This window comes from Pseudomonas nitroreducens (assembly GCF_014204515.1).
GTDB classification, from domain to species: domain Bacteria; phylum Pseudomonadota; class Gammaproteobacteria; order Pseudomonadales; family Pseudomonadaceae; genus Pseudomonas; species Pseudomonas nitritireducens_A.
The window spans coordinates 1-14,879 of record NZ_JACHLI010000019.1; the positions used below are offsets into that span (position 1 = coordinate 1).

The 14,879-nt window shown below is 57.3% G+C and carries 26 protein-coding genes and 1 tRNA gene; 20 read left to right on the forward strand and 7 right to left on the reverse strand.

Going from position 1 to position 14,879, the window contains the following annotated elements:
- Positions 1-130 precede the first annotated feature (130 nt).
- The 17 genes from HNP46_RS21435 (at position 131) to HNP46_RS21515 (ending at position 10,365) form a co-directional block, all read left to right on the forward strand.
- Entirely contained in the window at positions 131-364 is a 234-nt protein-coding gene (locus HNP46_RS21435; RefSeq protein WP_184592960.1) for a hypothetical protein, read from the forward strand.
- Positions 357-527 (forward strand): hypothetical protein, encoded by a 171-nt coding sequence (locus HNP46_RS21440; protein ID WP_184592962.1) that lies wholly within the window; start codon positions 357-359, stop codon positions 525-527. Before HNP46_RS21435 ends, HNP46_RS21440 begins: the two co-directional genes overlap by 8 nt.
- Positions 524-898, forward strand: a complete 375-nt coding sequence (locus tag HNP46_RS21445; RefSeq protein ID WP_184592964.1) for a hypothetical protein — start codon at positions 524-526, stop codon at positions 896-898. The genes HNP46_RS21440 and HNP46_RS21445 overlap by 4 nt, the downstream gene beginning before the upstream one ends.
- 5 nt (positions 899-903) lie before the next feature.
- Entirely contained in the window at positions 904-1,830 is a 927-nt protein-coding gene (locus HNP46_RS21450) for a toprim domain-containing protein (RefSeq protein WP_184592967.1), read from the forward strand.
- Positions 1,831-1,864: 34 nt separating this feature from the next.
- On the forward strand, positions 1,865-3,022 hold the full coding sequence (locus HNP46_RS21455; RefSeq protein ID WP_260403233.1) for an AAA family ATPase: 1,158 nt from the start codon (positions 1,865-1,867) through the stop codon (positions 3,020-3,022).
- A 2-nt stretch (positions 3,023-3,024) separates the two neighbouring features.
- Positions 3,025-3,321, forward strand: coding sequence for a hypothetical protein (locus HNP46_RS21460; protein WP_184592969.1), 297 nt, complete (start codon positions 3,025-3,027; stop codon positions 3,319-3,321).
- The gene (locus tag HNP46_RS21465) at positions 3,314-3,580 is read left to right on the forward strand and encodes a hypothetical protein (protein ID WP_184592971.1); all 267 of its coding nucleotides are present in this window, start codon (positions 3,314-3,316) and stop codon (positions 3,578-3,580) included. The genes HNP46_RS21460 and HNP46_RS21465 overlap by 8 nt, the downstream gene beginning before the upstream one ends.
- Before the next feature lie 98 nt (positions 3,581-3,678).
- A complete protein-coding gene (locus HNP46_RS21470) occupies positions 3,679-4,698 on the forward strand; it encodes a phage major capsid protein (RefSeq protein ID WP_184592973.1) in 1,020 nt (339 codons plus the stop codon).
- Positions 4,698-5,066, forward strand: coding sequence for a hypothetical protein (locus HNP46_RS21475; RefSeq protein ID WP_184592975.1), 369 nt, complete (start codon positions 4,698-4,700; stop codon positions 5,064-5,066). Before HNP46_RS21470 ends, HNP46_RS21475 begins: the two co-directional genes overlap by 1 nt.
- Positions 5,063-5,305 (forward strand): hypothetical protein, encoded by a 243-nt coding sequence (locus HNP46_RS21480; protein WP_184592977.1) that lies wholly within the window; start codon positions 5,063-5,065, stop codon positions 5,303-5,305. The genes HNP46_RS21475 and HNP46_RS21480 overlap by 4 nt, the downstream gene beginning before the upstream one ends.
- Positions 5,302-5,568 carry a hypothetical protein gene (locus tag HNP46_RS21485; protein ID WP_184592979.1) on the forward strand — a complete coding sequence of 89 codons (267 nt, stop codon included), beginning with the start codon at positions 5,302-5,304 and terminating at the stop codon, positions 5,566-5,568. Before HNP46_RS21480 ends, HNP46_RS21485 begins: the two co-directional genes overlap by 4 nt.
- A gap of 134 nt (positions 5,569-5,702) precedes the next feature.
- A complete protein-coding gene (locus HNP46_RS21490; RefSeq protein WP_184592981.1) occupies positions 5,703-6,185 on the forward strand; it encodes an HK97-gp10 family putative phage morphogenesis protein in 483 nt (160 codons plus the stop codon).
- Between the two features lie 8 nt (positions 6,186-6,193).
- The gene (locus HNP46_RS21495) at positions 6,194-8,686 is read left to right on the forward strand and encodes a phage tail tape measure protein (RefSeq protein WP_184592984.1); all 2,493 of its coding nucleotides are present in this window, start codon (positions 6,194-6,196) and stop codon (positions 8,684-8,686) included.
- Positions 8,683-8,961, forward strand: coding sequence for a hypothetical protein (locus HNP46_RS21500; protein WP_184592986.1), 279 nt, complete (start codon positions 8,683-8,685; stop codon positions 8,959-8,961). The genes HNP46_RS21495 and HNP46_RS21500 overlap by 4 nt, the downstream gene beginning before the upstream one ends.
- A gap of 86 nt (positions 8,962-9,047) precedes the next feature.
- Positions 9,048-9,311 carry an HNH endonuclease gene (locus HNP46_RS21505; protein WP_260403234.1) on the forward strand — a complete coding sequence of 88 codons (264 nt, stop codon included), beginning with the start codon at positions 9,048-9,050 and terminating at the stop codon, positions 9,309-9,311.
- Positions 9,312-9,622: 311 nt separating this feature from the next.
- Positions 9,623-9,907, forward strand: coding sequence for a hypothetical protein (locus tag HNP46_RS21510; RefSeq protein WP_184592990.1), 285 nt, complete (start codon positions 9,623-9,625; stop codon positions 9,905-9,907).
- Positions 9,908-10,014: 107 nt separating this feature from the next.
- The gene (locus HNP46_RS21515) at positions 10,015-10,365 is read left to right on the forward strand and encodes a DNA-directed RNA polymerase subunit alpha C-terminal domain-containing protein (RefSeq protein ID WP_184592992.1); all 351 of its coding nucleotides are present in this window, start codon (positions 10,015-10,017) and stop codon (positions 10,363-10,365) included.
- 77 nt (positions 10,366-10,442) lie between these two features.
- Here the strand turns inward: HNP46_RS21515 and HNP46_RS21520 are convergent, their stop codons facing one another.
- Together HNP46_RS21520 and HNP46_RS21525 are read right to left on the reverse strand one after the other, a co-directional pair.
- Entirely contained in the window at positions 10,443-10,838 is a 396-nt protein-coding gene (locus HNP46_RS21520; protein ID WP_184592994.1) for a hypothetical protein, read from the reverse strand.
- Positions 10,831-11,052 (reverse strand): helix-turn-helix transcriptional regulator, encoded by a 222-nt coding sequence (locus HNP46_RS21525; RefSeq protein WP_184592996.1) that lies wholly within the window; start codon positions 11,050-11,052, stop codon positions 10,831-10,833. Before HNP46_RS21525 ends, HNP46_RS21520 begins: the two co-directional genes overlap by 8 nt.
- A gap of 32 nt (positions 11,053-11,084) precedes the next feature.
- Here HNP46_RS21525 and HNP46_RS21530 point away from each other — a divergent pair, with 32 nt between their 5' ends.
- Positions 11,085-11,318, forward strand: a complete 234-nt coding sequence (locus HNP46_RS21530; RefSeq protein WP_184592998.1) for a hypothetical protein — start codon at positions 11,085-11,087, stop codon at positions 11,316-11,318.
- Between the two features lie 237 nt (positions 11,319-11,555).
- Here HNP46_RS21530 and HNP46_RS21535 read toward each other — a convergent pair whose 3' ends face one another.
- The 4 genes from HNP46_RS21535 to HNP46_RS21550 form a co-directional block, all read right to left on the reverse strand.
- Positions 11,556-12,230 (reverse strand): DUF1828 domain-containing protein, encoded by a 675-nt coding sequence (locus HNP46_RS21535; protein ID WP_184593000.1) that lies wholly within the window; start codon positions 12,228-12,230, stop codon positions 11,556-11,558.
- Positions 12,231-12,308: 78 nt separating this feature from the next.
- A complete protein-coding gene (locus HNP46_RS21540; protein WP_184593002.1) occupies positions 12,309-12,797 on the reverse strand; it encodes a hypothetical protein in 489 nt (162 codons plus the stop codon).
- A 48-nt stretch (positions 12,798-12,845) separates the two neighbouring features.
- Positions 12,846-13,370, reverse strand: coding sequence for a hypothetical protein (locus HNP46_RS21545; RefSeq protein ID WP_184593246.1), 525 nt, complete (start codon positions 13,368-13,370; stop codon positions 12,846-12,848).
- A gap of 134 nt (positions 13,371-13,504) precedes the next feature.
- A complete protein-coding gene (locus HNP46_RS21550) occupies positions 13,505-13,885 on the reverse strand; it encodes a hypothetical protein (RefSeq protein WP_184593004.1) in 381 nt (126 codons plus the stop codon).
- Between the two features lie 64 nt (positions 13,886-13,949).
- Between HNP46_RS21550 and HNP46_RS21555 the strand changes: the two genes are divergently transcribed.
- Positions 13,950-14,156, forward strand: a complete 207-nt coding sequence (locus tag HNP46_RS21555; protein ID WP_184593006.1) for a DUF4224 domain-containing protein — start codon at positions 13,950-13,952, stop codon at positions 14,154-14,156.
- A 75-nt stretch (positions 14,157-14,231) separates the two neighbouring features.
- Here HNP46_RS21555 and HNP46_RS21560 read toward each other — a convergent pair.
- A tRNA-Arg gene (locus HNP46_RS21560) sits at positions 14,232-14,308 on the reverse strand.
- A gap of 92 nt (positions 14,309-14,400) precedes the next feature.
- Between HNP46_RS21560 and HNP46_RS21565 the strand changes: the two genes are divergently transcribed.
- Positions 14,401-14,877 carry a GNAT family N-acetyltransferase gene (locus tag HNP46_RS21565; RefSeq protein ID WP_184593008.1) on the forward strand — a complete coding sequence of 159 codons (477 nt, stop codon included), beginning with the start codon at positions 14,401-14,403 and terminating at the stop codon, positions 14,875-14,877.
- Positions 14,878-14,879 lie beyond the last annotated feature (2 nt).

A 14,879-nucleotide genomic window follows, 5' to 3' on the forward strand; every position in this document is an offset into this window, starting at 1 on the left:
CGCTCGGGACCAAGCAATTGGCCGCCATCACTTCCATTGGGCATACGCTTAAAACCAGTCACAAGACTATCTCCTAGTTTAAGCGTGAGGCCCTGTCCTCAGATACAGGGGGCCAAACCAGAGGTGCGCCATGCATAGCCTCACTCGCCTGTCCGGCCGCGTCGGCAACGAACTGGTCTGTGCCGGTATTGCCCTGGAGACGCTGGGTAACCTGCTGACTGCTCACAGCTCCAAACACAATTTCGAAGAGAAAGACGTTGATGGGCTGAACCACGCCGTGCTCGCTATTTCGGCATTTGTCAGGTCAGCGGGGTATGACCTTTGTGAGGCAGCAGAAACAGAGCAGGAGGCGAGCCATGTGTAACCTCAAACTCGTTCCTAAAGAGCCGAAGCCCACCATCGAGCAACTGACAGAGATGCTCAAAGATCGTATGCGCACCTTTGATGGTGAACGATGGATTCCGCTTCGTGACTTGGACGCAGCTGTCCGCCTCATTTTTGGCAATGAGCAAGGGGGTGACAAATGACAGCCGTAATCGTAACCCTGCCGCGCTGCAAAAAACTCCGCAATAGACGCGAATTGAGCTTTGTCAGCACCTGGATAGACGGCTCTTACCGCCGCTTCAATAACTGGTCACCTGAGCGGGCAGGAGTTAAATCAGACCAACGCGATGGTGATTTTGAATACGGCCTGAGCCTTATTCGAGAGCTGCAAATGCTTCAGAAGGGCAATGAGCAAGAGGCGTTCTGCGCAATAAAGTTCGCTCTCAATTCGCGCAACTGGAAGCCAGGGCACGACGTTGAGGATGGCTTTGCGGACGGTATCGCATCCCTTGCAATTGTGGGAATGCGTGCCCTCGTGGCTGGCGCAGCTCCTTTCGATCCCGATCAGGAGTAACTGATATGAAGATTAAAAACGGCGCCATCGCGCCGACGGGATCGGCTTGCCTGGAGAAAGTAGAAATCACCTTCCGGGAGACTCTGCAGGAAATCTATGGTGCGCTCGACTGGCTACCCGTGGCCGATGGTGTCATCCACAGATTCCACGTACCAGGCGATAAGGCTGGTTCGGTGAACGGCTGGTATGTCCTCTACGCCGACGGCATCGCCTCCGGTGCCTTTGGTTCTTGGAAGGCTGGCGACCATCAGACTTGGTGCAGCCGAAAGCCTGCAGACGCATTGGAGGCCCATCTAATTGCTCAGCGAATCGAGCTCTGTCGGGCTCAACGCGAGGCGGATACAGCCAGACAGCACCAAGCTGCGGCGGAATACGCCAAACGACTCTGGCGCGACGCTCGTCGAGCTGATCCCTGCCACCCATACCTGATATCCAAGTCGGTTCGATCCCATGCTCTGCGCCAACATGGCGACACGCTGCTGATCCCTCTCTACCGCAACAGCGAGTTGGTGAACCTACAGCGGATTAGCCCTGACGGAATCAAACGATTCCTCTCTGGCGGCCAGGTTAAGGGGTGCTATTCGCCCCTTGGCAGTATTTCCCCGGGGCGCCGACTCTACGTCGCCGAAGGCTGGGCCACTGCTGCGACGCTCCACGAGCAAGTCGGCGGTGCTGTCGCTGCTGCGATGAATGCAAACAACCTGCGCCCTGTCGCTATCGCCCTTCGAGAGAAATACGGCGACTTGGTGGAGATGGTTATTGCCGGCGACGACGACAGGCAGACAGCGGGGAATCCCGGAAGGGCTGCAGCTATCGAAGCCGCCAAGGCTGCCAAAGCTTTGGTGACGTTCCCTGATTGGCCAGCAGATGCGCCTCTTCATCTGACCGACTTCAACGACCTCGCCAGTTGGAGGGCTACCTGTGAGTGCTGATCCTGTACCGTTCATGAAGCCGCCAGCATCACCAATGTGGCGGGCTAATCTCACGCCCGCCTCCGCAATCACCCCAGTCGCAATCCGCTGGCTCTGGCCTGGCTGGGTAGCACGAGGAAAGTTGACCGTGCTGGCGGGTGCCGGTGGGAGCGGGAAAACCACCCTGGCCATCGGTTTGATTGGCACTCTCACCAGCGGAGGTCGCTGGCCTGACGGGGAAGTCTGCACCGAGCCTGCAAACGCTTTGATTTGGTCGTCGGAAGACGATCCGGCTGACACTCTGGTGCCACGTCTTATGGCAGCTGGCGCAAACCTCGACCGCGTTCACATCATCCAGGGTCGTATCAACGAGCTCGGGGAACATGAGCCCTTTGATCCGGCCGGCGACTTCGACCTCCTTCGTGACGCAGTTGATGCCATTGGTGGTGCATCTCTGCTGCTCCTGGATCCTGTCGTCAACGTTGTGAAGGGCGATATGCATCGCGCCAATGACGTCCGGCGCGCACTGCAATCTGTTGTCGACTTCGCCGAATCGCAAGGAGCGGCCGTGGTCGGGATTAGCCACTTCAGCAAAGGAAGTGGAGGGTCTTCTCCGGCTGATCGGGTGATCGGCAGTCAGGCTTTCGGCGCACTCGCCAGAACCGTCCTGGTGGCCGCCAAGCAGGAAGACTCCGACGTTCGTGTCTTGGCTCGCGCCAAGTCGAACATCAGTGACGATCAGGGGGGTGTCAGCTACACCGTCGAACCCTGCACCGTCGGAGATGGCATCGAAACGACTCGGGTGATGTGGGGCGACCGCATCGAGGGTAGCGCGCGAGACATTCTGGCCGTGGTGGAAAACACCGGTGACGACGACCAGAAGTCCGAATTTGAGGAGGCCTGCGATTTCCTGCGGGACATCCTCAAACACGGTGCGGTGCCTTCCAAGCAGATCAAGTCGGATGCGAATGAGGTTGGTCTTTCGTGGGCAACTGTTCGCCGTGCCCAGAAGGCAATTGGCGCTGTAGCGATCAAAGAAGGCAGTCCAAGCGCAGACGGAAAACAGCAGTGGGTTTGGCGCCTGAATGACGAAGGTGCTCAAAAAACTTCGAAGGTGCTCACTCAAAACAATGAGCATCTTCGGGAAAACGTGAGCACCTTCGGCGGTATTCGTCCCCCTTCCTTCGACGAATCGGATACTGAGGGCTTCTGAAAATGGCCGCGATTGACTACCTCATCCAGAAGGGGTTCGCGGCCAAGATCCAGGGGAAACGTATTGTTGTTTCCCCTGCTAGCCGGCTCACCGATGACGTTCGGGTTTACATCAAAGCCCACCGCCTCGAACTTATTGCCGAACTCGCAGCAAACGACGGAATCGAGCGCCGTTGTCACTGGCAAGTAACTCTCAGCGGGAAGCCAATCTGCATAATGATTGGGGAGCCGATGACAGAGGCTGAAGCTCTCGAAGCGGCAAGGTGGCGATGGCCTGGCGCGGAGGTCAGCCATGGCTGAATCTTTCGAAGATCGCATTGAGGCAACCACTCGCCTCCTGCTCGCATCCTGTCGAGAAAGTGGACTCCACCTTTCAGGCGATTTGCGAGTTACCGAGGCTGATGCAGCAACCCTTCTCAATATTGCGCCCGGCTACTTGAAGCAGATGCGTACCGGCGATGGCAGCGCACCACGGCACTACCGAATCCCGATGTCGGGCTGCCAGATCAGCTACCGACTGAGGGACATCGCAGTATGGATAGAAATAGGTACTGAGTAAGCGGACGTTAGCTGACGTACTTTCACGTCAGGTAGCGGCATGGTTCCTAAGTCGCAAGGAAGCGACCATTTCTCCAGCAACTTTTCCTGGAGAAACCCATGCGCGAGCTCGTCCTTTCTCAATTCACCAAGGCGCTTCTGGCAAACCGCGGCGATCGCCAGACCGCCCTGACGGTGAGCAGAACCCTTTACGGCCATTCCAACGTCGTGGTTCGCCTTTTGGAGAAAGCCGTTGTCACCACCGGCGATCTCCATGCTGATCCTGACTTCCGCTCCGCTGGGCGCGCATTCATCGAGCTTGTCCAGACCCGCTCGCTGATCGGCAAAATCAACGCGATCTCTCCCTTCCGTGCCATTCCTGCAGAGACCCGCGTGCTGGCACAAACCGAGAGACCAGTCGCTTACTGGACTGCCCAGGGCCAGCCGAAGATGGTCACTCACACGGCCTTCGAGCAGAAGCGTCTCAGCTCAAAAAAGATCACCGGCCTGCTGGTGCTGACCAACGAGCTTCTTGAAGGCCAAGGCGCCGCTTTCGAATCCGCGGTGAGCAACGACCTGGTCAACCCAATCGCTGCTCTTGAGGGCCTTTCCTTCCTGGATCCAACCAGCGCCGGCGGCGTCGATTCTCCTGCTTCGATCACAAACGGAGTCACTCCAGTTCCTTCATCCGGCACCGATGCGGATGCCGTTCGAGCAGATATCCGCGCACTCTTTGCCGCCTTCGGTGGTTCGCTCGAAACCGCGGTGATCGCAATGCATCCAGAGACGGCCCTTGAGCTGTCGATGATGCAAGCGTCGCTTGGCGAGACCAGTCTGACTGTACGAGGTGGTGAGCTGTTCGGCGTTCCTGTTGTTACCAGCGACTCGGTACCGAAGGACTCGAACGGCGCTCTGGTGGCTCTGATCGATCCGGCAGGCATCCTCCTCACCGACGAGGGCGTGGACATCCTTCAATCCAATCTCACCACCATCCAAGTGGACGATGGGCAAGGTGGCACGGGGTACCTGTCGCTATGGCAGAACAACCTCACCGCCGCCCTGGCCGAGCGTTTCCTGAACTGGGAAATCGCAAGGGCTGGGTCTGTCGCCTGGCTGTCCGGCGTTCAGTGGGGTGTGTGATGGATTACGAAGCGAAGGCACTCCAGTTTCGGGAGGAAATCGAAAGGGTGTCCAAGGAGTGCCTGGGCCTTGGTGTTAAGGAGCCATTCGGCACAGGCACAGCCATCGTACTCACAGGGAAACTGATTCACGCTCTTGAGCGCATCGAACAGCTTGAAGGGAAATTGAAGGGGCTCTCTGAACAAGCAGCTGCGCTCGAAGAGCGTGGCCTCAAATACTGCGGCACATGGCAGCGCGCTATGGACTACCGCCGCGGTGATTGTGTGACCCACAAGGGCTGCCTCTGGACTGCGGTGAAGGCCACCGATAAGGCGCCTGATGAAGCCGTTTCCGACTGGCAACTCTCGGCCAAGGGGGCGCAGCGATGAGCACGAATCAGAACTGCAACGAAGTCATCTTCGCGATGGGCCGGATCATCGGTCAGAACGCCGACTGGCTCGATGGTCGTCTCTTCCAGAAGCTCGCCATGATCGCCGCTCGAGCGAACTACGAGGACGAGGAACTTGACGACTACGGCACCTTCGACGACATGCGCCGTGCCTTCGAAATCTCGTCTGCAGCACTCCGCGAAGAAGCCCAGCACCAGGGTAAGGGGCGCCGCCCATGAGAGACCTGATGAGAGAGTTTTCCGAGACCTCCGGTGATCGCCTCCCGCAGTTTCTAGCCGAGATTCCCGAGGTCTATCTCGCGCACATGAAGCAGCTTCCCATCCACCCCGAACTGGCCGGGCTCCTGGCCCAGGTCAGCGAGGAAGTTGGAGAGGTTCGAGTTCTGAAGGTCGAGCCAGATCAACTGCTCATCGTGGTGCTGAAGAGCGACCCGGCGCCGTACTTGATGATGCTCAAGCTAGAGCCACAGCAGATCCACTAGCACCGACTTCAACGGACAAGTCGTGAGTGTCCAGAACAACCGCGACAGCCTGCGCGTGCAACCCCTCCTACGAGCGACTTCAAGCGCGATATCGCCGGCACGGTGGCAGGCACCTAACAGTCCAGGAGAACGACATGCCAGAAGCATTCGAGGTGGACCTCAAAGGTCTGGATGAAATCATGAAAAAGCTTCGTGAATTGGGGCCAAAACTGGAGAGGAACTTCCTACGCCGCGCCGCTCGCAAGGCAATGAACATCGTCAAGGACGAGGCCAGGGCGCGAGTTAGTCCAACTGATGACCCCAATACCGCAGAGAACATCGCCAGAAATATCGTGGTTCAGGAGTCTGGACGTCGAGGGAAGGCAGTTGGTGGTGTGGTGATGCGGGTCGGTGTCCTGGGCGGTGCCAAAAACGTTCATGCCGGCGGCCTTGTAGGGAGAGCAAGTCTCAAGGAAAACCCCGGCGGCGACACTTGGTACTGGAGGTTTATGGAGTTTGGCACCGAGCACCAAGCGGCGCGTCCATTTATGCGTCCTGCCTTTGAGCAGAACATCGAAAAGGTCACCGAAACCGTGGCTGCTGAACTGAATAAAGCCATCGACAAGCTGGCCGAATAGGAGGCCCCATGCCATCTAGATCTCTTGGCCAGCTAACGCTGGATTTGATCGCTAAGACTGGCGGCTTTACAGGCCCGCTGAGCAAAGCTGAGCGTGACGCCCAGCAGCGCCTGCATAACATCAAGAAAAACGCAGAGATCGCAGGCAAGGCTATTGGCGGCTTCACTGTCGCCGCCGCGGGAAGCCTTACTGCTCTATCGGTGAGTACGGTTAGGTCTGCCGCTGAAATCACTCGACTGTCGCAGGTAGCTAACGCCAGCGCTCCTGAGTTTCAAAAATACGCGGCTGGTGCGAAAGCCGTTGGCATTGAGCAGGACAAGCTTGCTGATATCTTCAAGGACGTCAATGACAAGGTCGGTGACTTCCTCAACACCGGAGGCGGTGCGCTTGCCGATTTCTTTACCAACATAGCCCCAAAGGTCGGCGTAGCTGCCGATGACTTCCGTAACCTGTCCGGGCCTCAGGCTCTCGGTCTGTACGTACAGAGCCTGGAGAAGGCAAACGTCAGCCAGGCGGATATGACCTTCTACATGGAGGCCATTGCGAGCGACGCCACGGCACTCACGCCGCTTCTCCGCAACAACTCTGAAGGATTCACCATGCTCGGCAACGCAGCGGAAGCTGCCGGGGCGATCATGGACGAAAAGACCATCAAGGCCGCGAACGAACTGGCCGCTACTGCCTGGCTAATCGAGCAGAGTACAACTGGTCTGCGTAACCAAATCATGGCCCAGCTTCTACCAGCCTTGAGCGATATGGCTGTTGACCTGTCAGGCGTTAGCACAGAAGGCCAGGCCGCCGTGGTCGTTGGTGAGTTTGTGGTGGATACCATTCGATGGATGGCGAAGGCCGCTATTGGCGCCGTCGGTGCGTTCGACCTGATGGGGAAAGCTATTGGTGGCGCGGCAGCCACTGCGGCAGCTGGATTCAAGGATGCGGACTGGACTGACTTTGCCGCAGGCCCGTTGGGCGTGGCAAACCTGCTCTACAAGAACCAACAGAACATCAAAGATACTGCCGCTCAGGTCGGCGAAGATTTGGATGCGACTGCGCAGAAGTATGCAGGCTTCCTGAACACGGCTGATCAGATTGGCACTGGTGGCGTAAGGGGCGAGCTAAAGGAGCTATCGGACACGCTGCAGAGGCTGCGTGATGCCTCTGGAAAACCAGGAACCTTCACAGCCCTGACGAAGGAAGAACAGGCCGCAGCGAAAGCCTCCGAGCAGGCTGCTAAGGCACTGCAGAATCGCTTCGATCAAGCAGAAGAGAATTACGAGCGCCAGATCGCGCTGATCAACACGGAAGTCGACAAGCGCAAGGATGCGACAAAGGTCGCCAAGCTCCAATTTGATATCGAGTCTGGCAAGCTGAAGGGCATAAACACCCAGCAGCAGGAGCGCCTCAACGGATTGGCCGCCGAGCTCGACCGCCTGCAGAAGCTGAAGCAAGCCAACGAAGACGCTGCCAAGTCGGCTGCCTATCGCGCCACCCTGCAGAGCGAGCTGGAAAACGACCAGTCCGCCCTGGATCTTGACCTGGTGGGCGCCGGCATGGGCGAGAAGGCCCGCGAACGCCTTCGCCAGGATCTGCAGATCCAGAAGCACTACAACGACGAGCAGAAGAAGCTTGCCGAAGACTACCGCAACGGCGATATCAGCAAGGCCCAGCTCGACCAGGGAACCAAGGACATTGAGGACGCGCTGGCGCAGCGCCTGAAGGCCCAGCACAAGTACTACGAGGACACCGACCAGGCCCAGCAAGAGTGGATGAAGGGCGTGGACGAGGCTTTCCAGAATTACGTCGACACTGCAGAAAACCACTATCAGATCGCCGCGGATGCGATTACCGGCATCTTAGGCGGCGCCACCAGCGCGCTCAGCGACAGTATTTACGATGTCTTCACCGGCACCGAGACGCTGAGTGACTCGCTCGGCAACCTGGCAGCGACCATCGGCCAGACGATTGTGAAGGCGATTGCCGACATGGCTGCGCAATGGCTCGTCGCCCAAGCCGTCCAGTTGATCTATGGGCGCACCACACAGGCCACCGCGGCGGCGACCCTAGCAGCCAATGCCCAAGCGACTTCTTTGCAGGCCGGCCTGGCTGCTTTCGCGTCCACCGCGGCTATCCCCATCGTAGGCCCAGCTCTTGCCCCTGGTGCTATGGCAGCAGCTCTGGCAATCACAGAGCCTTTGGCAATCGCTGTTGGCACGTCTGCTCTCGCCGGCATGGCCCACGATGGTATCGACAAGGTTCCTCAGGACGGCTCGTGGTACCTGCAGAAGGGTGAGCGAGTCACCACCGCCGAGACCAGCGCGAAGCTCGATAAAACCTTGGAGAGGGTGAATTCCGGGATGTCGGGAGGCATCAAGAATGGTGGGGACGTACATATCAGCATCACCAATTCGGGCGTCCAGGACGTGAAGGGGATGAAGCAAGCAACCGCCAAACAAGCTAGAACCATCGCCCGTGTGGTTCGTGACGCGCAGAGGTTCACATGATTAGCAATCCGCCCGACCTGAAAGATGACAGCATCAACGGCTGTGTGATCTGGACAGCCACCAACAACAATCCTGGCCCACTGGAGATTGAGGTCTGTGTGGCGAGTGGTACTCGCGTGTTCACGGTTGTCCCACCTGGCGGGTTCATGCGAATCATCGCCGCCAACAAAGATGATGTGAACCTTCGCCATCGTGAGGCGAGGGTGCCTGGTGAGGACAGCATCAGCCAATGGATGCGAGAGCAATTGGATCGCCGCCGGCCGGAGGTTCAGTGATGGCCAGACTTCAAACGATCAAGCCGCGCCTGCAAGAGGCAGTGGGCAGGAAGCTGCAATCCGTGCCGAGCACAAGGGAGCGCAGGATGACCGGCAGAAAGCTTCAGGAGCGTCGGCTGCGCGTGTGGTCGAAGGATCCCTGCTGTGCCCATTGCGGAAAGCTCTGCGCCTTCCCTGAGGGATTTGAGCTTGATCACAAGCTATCCCTTCACGCTGGTGGTGCTGACACTGATGAAAACTGCCAGGTGCTTTGCTCAGGGCCAGAGGGTTGTCACGCGAAGAAGACTGCGACTGACCTTGGATACAGTCAGAAGAGAACCATCGGCATCGATGGGTGGCCAGTGGGGTGACTCGGGGGATACGCATACCCTAGTGGGCGCCGAAAAGGAAACCACGCCCGGATCTCTGTGTTCACTAATCCGTAGAATTTTGCTGATTTCACACGCTTCAAATAGGGGGGGGGAGGTCAGGTTTTTATAACCGAACATAGCGGAAACCACGCCCGGATCCATGTGGAGATTAAATTCCCGTATCAATCCTCGGAATCAAATAGAGGAATCAAATGGCTGGAAAAAAAGGAAGAAGCGGAGGCTCGCGCCCAGGTGCAGGTAGAAAGCCCATTAAGCCAATAATTGGGCCGGATAGTGGGCAAGTGCCAGGTATGTCCACCGAGCTGGAGATCCAGGATCATGGTGGTGCCCTGAAGCGTTTCAGGTCAGAACCTGTTCCGGCTGGCGATATGGATATGTTGCAGTACCTCCAGGATGTGGCGCTCGGTGTGATCGAATCGACTCCATTGCAGGTAAAGGCCGCTATCGCGGCCATTCAGTACACGCACGCAAAGAAGGCTGATGTTGGTAAGCGTGAACAGCGGCAGGAGGCAGCAAGAAAAGCCGCCAACGGTAGATTTCATTGCCGCACCCCACCGCTTCACGCAGTGAAATGACATTAACTCATGATTGCTCTATGAGTGATGATGGCCATATGATTCATCCGTTGCTGCGGCAACCGATAACCCATCTAACTCAGCCTGTGCGCAGGCCGGAGATCATCATGAAACCAGAGTTTCGCATTCGCGAAGTCACCCGCTACGTCATTACTCGCCACGACGACAACGGCACCCAAGCAGTTGCTGAGGTGAGCAATCTCCACAACGCTCAAGAAATCTGCTCAGCCTTGGAAAATCAGGCGACAGTGCGTCATGCAGATGAAGGAAAGGCTGTAGAAAGCCTAAACATACCTGCGCGAGCGGCGAATATCTTGAAGGACAACAACGTCCTGACTATTTCAGACCTTCTCCAGAAAACCGAAATAGACATCCTTAAGATGCCAAACGTGGGTGCTCAGATGCTCGGCGCGATCAAGTTTGCGGTTGAGCAGTATGGCGGCCTGAAGAAGCGCTAGTAACTAACAAGAAAGCCCGCCAGTGAGCGGGCTTTTTCTTTCAAGCTGCATGCTTTCACGTCCGTCCTAAAGCATGGTCAAACCAGCAGAGAAAATGGCCGCCTTCCTGAGGCAGGCTTAGCCAATCGTTTGCCCCTTCTGATCTGCAGCTGGCTGGGCACGGAATCTAACGAGCTTTGCATTTGAGCTTGGATCCACTGCTCGTAGGCCTCGACGCTATAGAGCGTCCGACGGCCCTCCTTAACCCAGATTGCTTCGGGGATTTGCTTGCGGAAGCGGCGCGTTCGCAGCGCAGCAACCGTTGTTCCGAGAAACTCGGCGAATTGCTCCTCGGTTAGGATTCGAGGCGAGACACTCCCACGCTGATTGTTGCTCTCCAGCAGGACAGCCAGCTTCTGTACTCCATCAGCGAGCATGACGATTTGAGCGTGCATCCCTCGGAGTATTTCAGCGAGACCACTTTCGTCAGGCATCTCTACCTCCTTCCCCTGGAACCGAATAGGTAGACGGGCTTTCCACCCATTTGGCGATGTCCGACTGCCTCCAGGCAACGGACTTGGGGCCAAGCTTGACCTGCCTGGGAAATGTTCGCTCTCGGATTCGACGGTAGATCGTGTTGCGGCCAAGGCCGGTGATGTGGAGCACCTCATCGAGGCGCAGCAGACGGTCTATCTTGTCCAAGTTCATCCTCTTTCCCTCCAGCTCGATAAGGAGCACGTATGTCGAACATTGAGGTTTATGTACCAGCAGCAGATGGCTCTGCTTACTGGATTCACGAAAAGGGGGAGTCCTGCAAAAACGCGATTCACACCCTGTTCACGGACGATTTTGCCGCGCCACCAACCCAGATGGTGGTGGAGATCACGACTGATTCAGGAAAGGTTGTGAGGGTGAGCATTCCGTATAGCCATACTGATAAAGCAGTCGTACGGATTGAAGGTGAGGTCGTCTAATTCGGACAGATAAGAAGAAGTATTGATCCTTAGGCGGGCTCAGGATCCTGCTTGGGGTGGACAGGTCGTGCGAGAAAGTGCAGAGCGTTAAGATTTCTGCAGGTCGTGGGCCGGGGCCTGAGTCTACGCGGCAACCCAAACGGCGCATTTCTTCCTGAAAGCCGCATGTTTGCTGGGCAGGAGGGCGGCCACCTACATGAGCCTAGAAACGAAAAGCCCCGCTGTGCGGGGCTCAAATCAATGCAGCGCGGGGCTGTAGTGCTTCTCGAAATCCGTCAGCCGTATCGTGCTGGCTATATCACCCAAGACGCTGATCTCTGCTTCGGCGCGTTCCTCTTGGCCTCGATCATCAACGATGAACAGCAGCTTTAGTGGGTCTTCACTGCGATTGATGAGCACAGCCTTTCTGAGTCGGGCGTTCACCGATTGTGCCACAGGCCTAATGGCGTCGACGTAAGTGTCACCCCATAGGAAGTCGAAAGTTATTTCATTCTTCCCGATGGCAACTGTAGCGTTTCTTACCAGTTGCTTCTCCGGTGCCTTTGCACGGAGGAGCATTTCGATCTCTGACGTGAGGGAGAAGTCAGTATCTCCCTCGTTGAAGCGCTCATCCTCCCAGGCAGCGACGGCGGCGAAGAGCTTCAGGATGCGCCCGCCCCATTCGGACATATCCGACTGAGGGAACATCGCCTCAAATGCCCCAGTTTCTGTCAGGTTGAACCCGTGCTTGACGGCAAGATTTTCAAGGCCTTTCCAGTTGCGCTTGTCACCGAGTTGGTACCCCAGCCCGCTGAGCGCAAACATCGTTATGCCATCATCCGTGAACTCCACCATCTGTCCGCGCGGGATGAGGTAGAAATCCAGTGGTTTCCCACCCGGCAATACAATCGGAGTGCTGATGTAGGTGGCCATAGCGCCGCCTGCCTCGACCGTCTGGCAATGCCATCCGGCTTTAGCAAAGAAGGTGGAGCAGCCTAAACTAGCCATAGATCACCCAAACAGATCATTGGTAAACGGCGCACCTAATCGACGGTGGTCGTTGTCTAGAATTCTAGCGTGTCTGCGGAAGCGCTCAATCCATCTATGGACAGTCGGGCTATCTAGATTGGCAATGACGGCACGAGTGATTTGATCGAGGCGCGGATCACCGAGATGGATATGCGGCCCAAAGAATACGATTCCATTTTCGGAGTGCGATCTCTCATGCTTGGGGTAGATTTCTAGCATGAAGACCCTGCGCATCTCGCGTTGCTCTCGGTACATGAGACCGTAGCTAATCCGGTCGCCCATCCTTCCAGGGCGATATTCCCCCTTGAATAGCAGGCGAGGGAGAGTGACACGACTCTCGTCCAATAGAGCGCTGGTCGCTTCAAGCCATCCGCTGTGATTCGGTCGTTCGCCCCATTCCAGCTCTTCGGAAAGATACTTGATCTTTTTGCACCAATCCCGACACTCATCAAGCCAAGTGGCTTTGTTCACTTCCTTGCTCCTTCGGCTATCTGGCAACCGGTCTCTTAAGCCTCTCCATCACTGCCCCATGATCCTCCGGTACTCCTGCTGGTACTGCTCGTAAGGCAGGTTGCGCTGCTGGAGCTCGTAGAGCTGACGCTCCTTCGATTCGGTGTTCGCCGCTTGGTGCGAAGTTGGTTCCTTGGCTGCTGGAGCAGGGACGGTAGGTGTGCACACCTCTGTTAAGAGCTGGTTCATCACATTAAGTCTTGAGCTTGACTCCCAGATTTGTCCTTTGTCGCCAAAAACCATAAAGGGAACCGACCCGACGTAACCTCCATAGCTGTTTTTGGCATTCACGTTCCCACAGATAGCTGAAGCACTCGGCCTTCCTTCTACTTGCACACCAATTATTCCGGAGAAACGGGCTGATTCTGGATCCTTCAGCATCGACGTGATAACCGCCTTTGCCGACTCGATCTGCTGATCTGTTGGCTGAAACGCAAATCTAGGTGTCGGAGTAACCTTCGGCTTGGCTGGCGAGATTTGCTGGGCGCAGCCGCTTAGGATGGCCGCAAAAATTAAAACCACTGCTATACGCATGCTGACCTCCTTGTCGTATCTGAAACCATATTGCCACTACACCCCAGGCAGCGCTACGCCCGCTCAAGGATCCTGAGCACCAGGCCCAGCAGATTGGCGCAGCAAAATAGGACGGGCGTCAGCTCCTAGGAATCTCACTTAAGGACATACACCGGCTTTCCATGCCCGGGTGGCGCCGTCCTTCTTTTTGGCGACGGCGGTTTCGCAATGTGCTTAGCCGCCAGCGCTGATTCCCACAGTTGCAGAACCCACTCCTCATACGCGTCCACGTTGTAGTACCAGCTACGATTGAACTTGACCATCAGATGCTCTGGGAAGAGCTTTCTCTTTCGGCGAGACGCTAGCGCACCTTGAGTGATTCCAAGATACTCAGCCATCTTCAGTTCAGTCAGCATCGCAGGTTGATGCGCCCTCCCCTCTAAGATTTCGGCGATCTCACCGACGGTTGTCGTCAAGGTGCTCAACTGCTCGTGGAGCTTCCGGGCCGCGAGGGCTAGCGGTTCTCTTGAAGACATAAGCAAATCCTCAGTTCACAGTCCCTCCGGTGTAGCACGATACCGGAGCCATTAGGAGAAGCTTATGCCAGTCGAATTCCTGACCCACGAAGAAGTTGTCCAGCTCACGGGCGCCAGGACGAAGGCCGGCCAGGTGCGCGTTCTGAAGAAGAATGGGATCAGGCACTACATCAAAATGAATGGCTGGCCCGCGGTGACTGTTCACGCCGTAACAGGCGAATACAGCAAGGAGCCAGACCGCATCCCGTGGAAGTCCAACAAGGTGCCGTAATTGCCTGCTGCTGGTAGCGTGCTGGTAAGCACAGAGAGGGAAATTAGCCAGAACGGCTGGGCGCTGCAGAAATACTGGTGTCCCGGAGAGGGGTCGAACCTCCAACCTTCCCCTTAGGAGGGGGACGCTCTATCCAATTGAGCTACCGGGACAATCGGGTCGGCATGTTAACCACCGACAAGCGATTTGTCATGCCGCTGCCACGGCCAGCGAGCATAATTTGCCTGCCAGTGGGAGAAACATCATGACGACAGACAGCGGCGCCCTGCCCGACTCGCCCTTCGCCACCTTCGATGTACGGGTCGCCACCGCGGCCGATGCCGCCGCCCTCGCCCCCCTGCTGCGGCAACTCGGCGCCTGCGACCCGCTGCCGGACGCCGCCCTGCTGGCCCTGGCGCTGGACAACCACTCGCCCTCGCGGGTGACCCTGGTGGCCGAGCGCGACGGCGACCTGCTGGGCACCTGCACGCTGCACCTGATCGAACACATCGCCCATGGCTTCGCCCGCTCGGCGATTCTCGAAGACATGGTGGTGGACAGCCGCGCCCGCGGCCAGGGCATCGGCCAGGCACTGATCGGCCGGGCCGTGGAGTGGGCGCGGGACCGGAAGTGCTACAAGCTGGCGCTCTCCAGCCACCAGGACCGGGAAATGGCGCACCGCTTCTATTCGGCGATGGGCTTCGCGCCCCACGGCGTCAGCCTGTCCCTGCGGCTGGAGTAAGG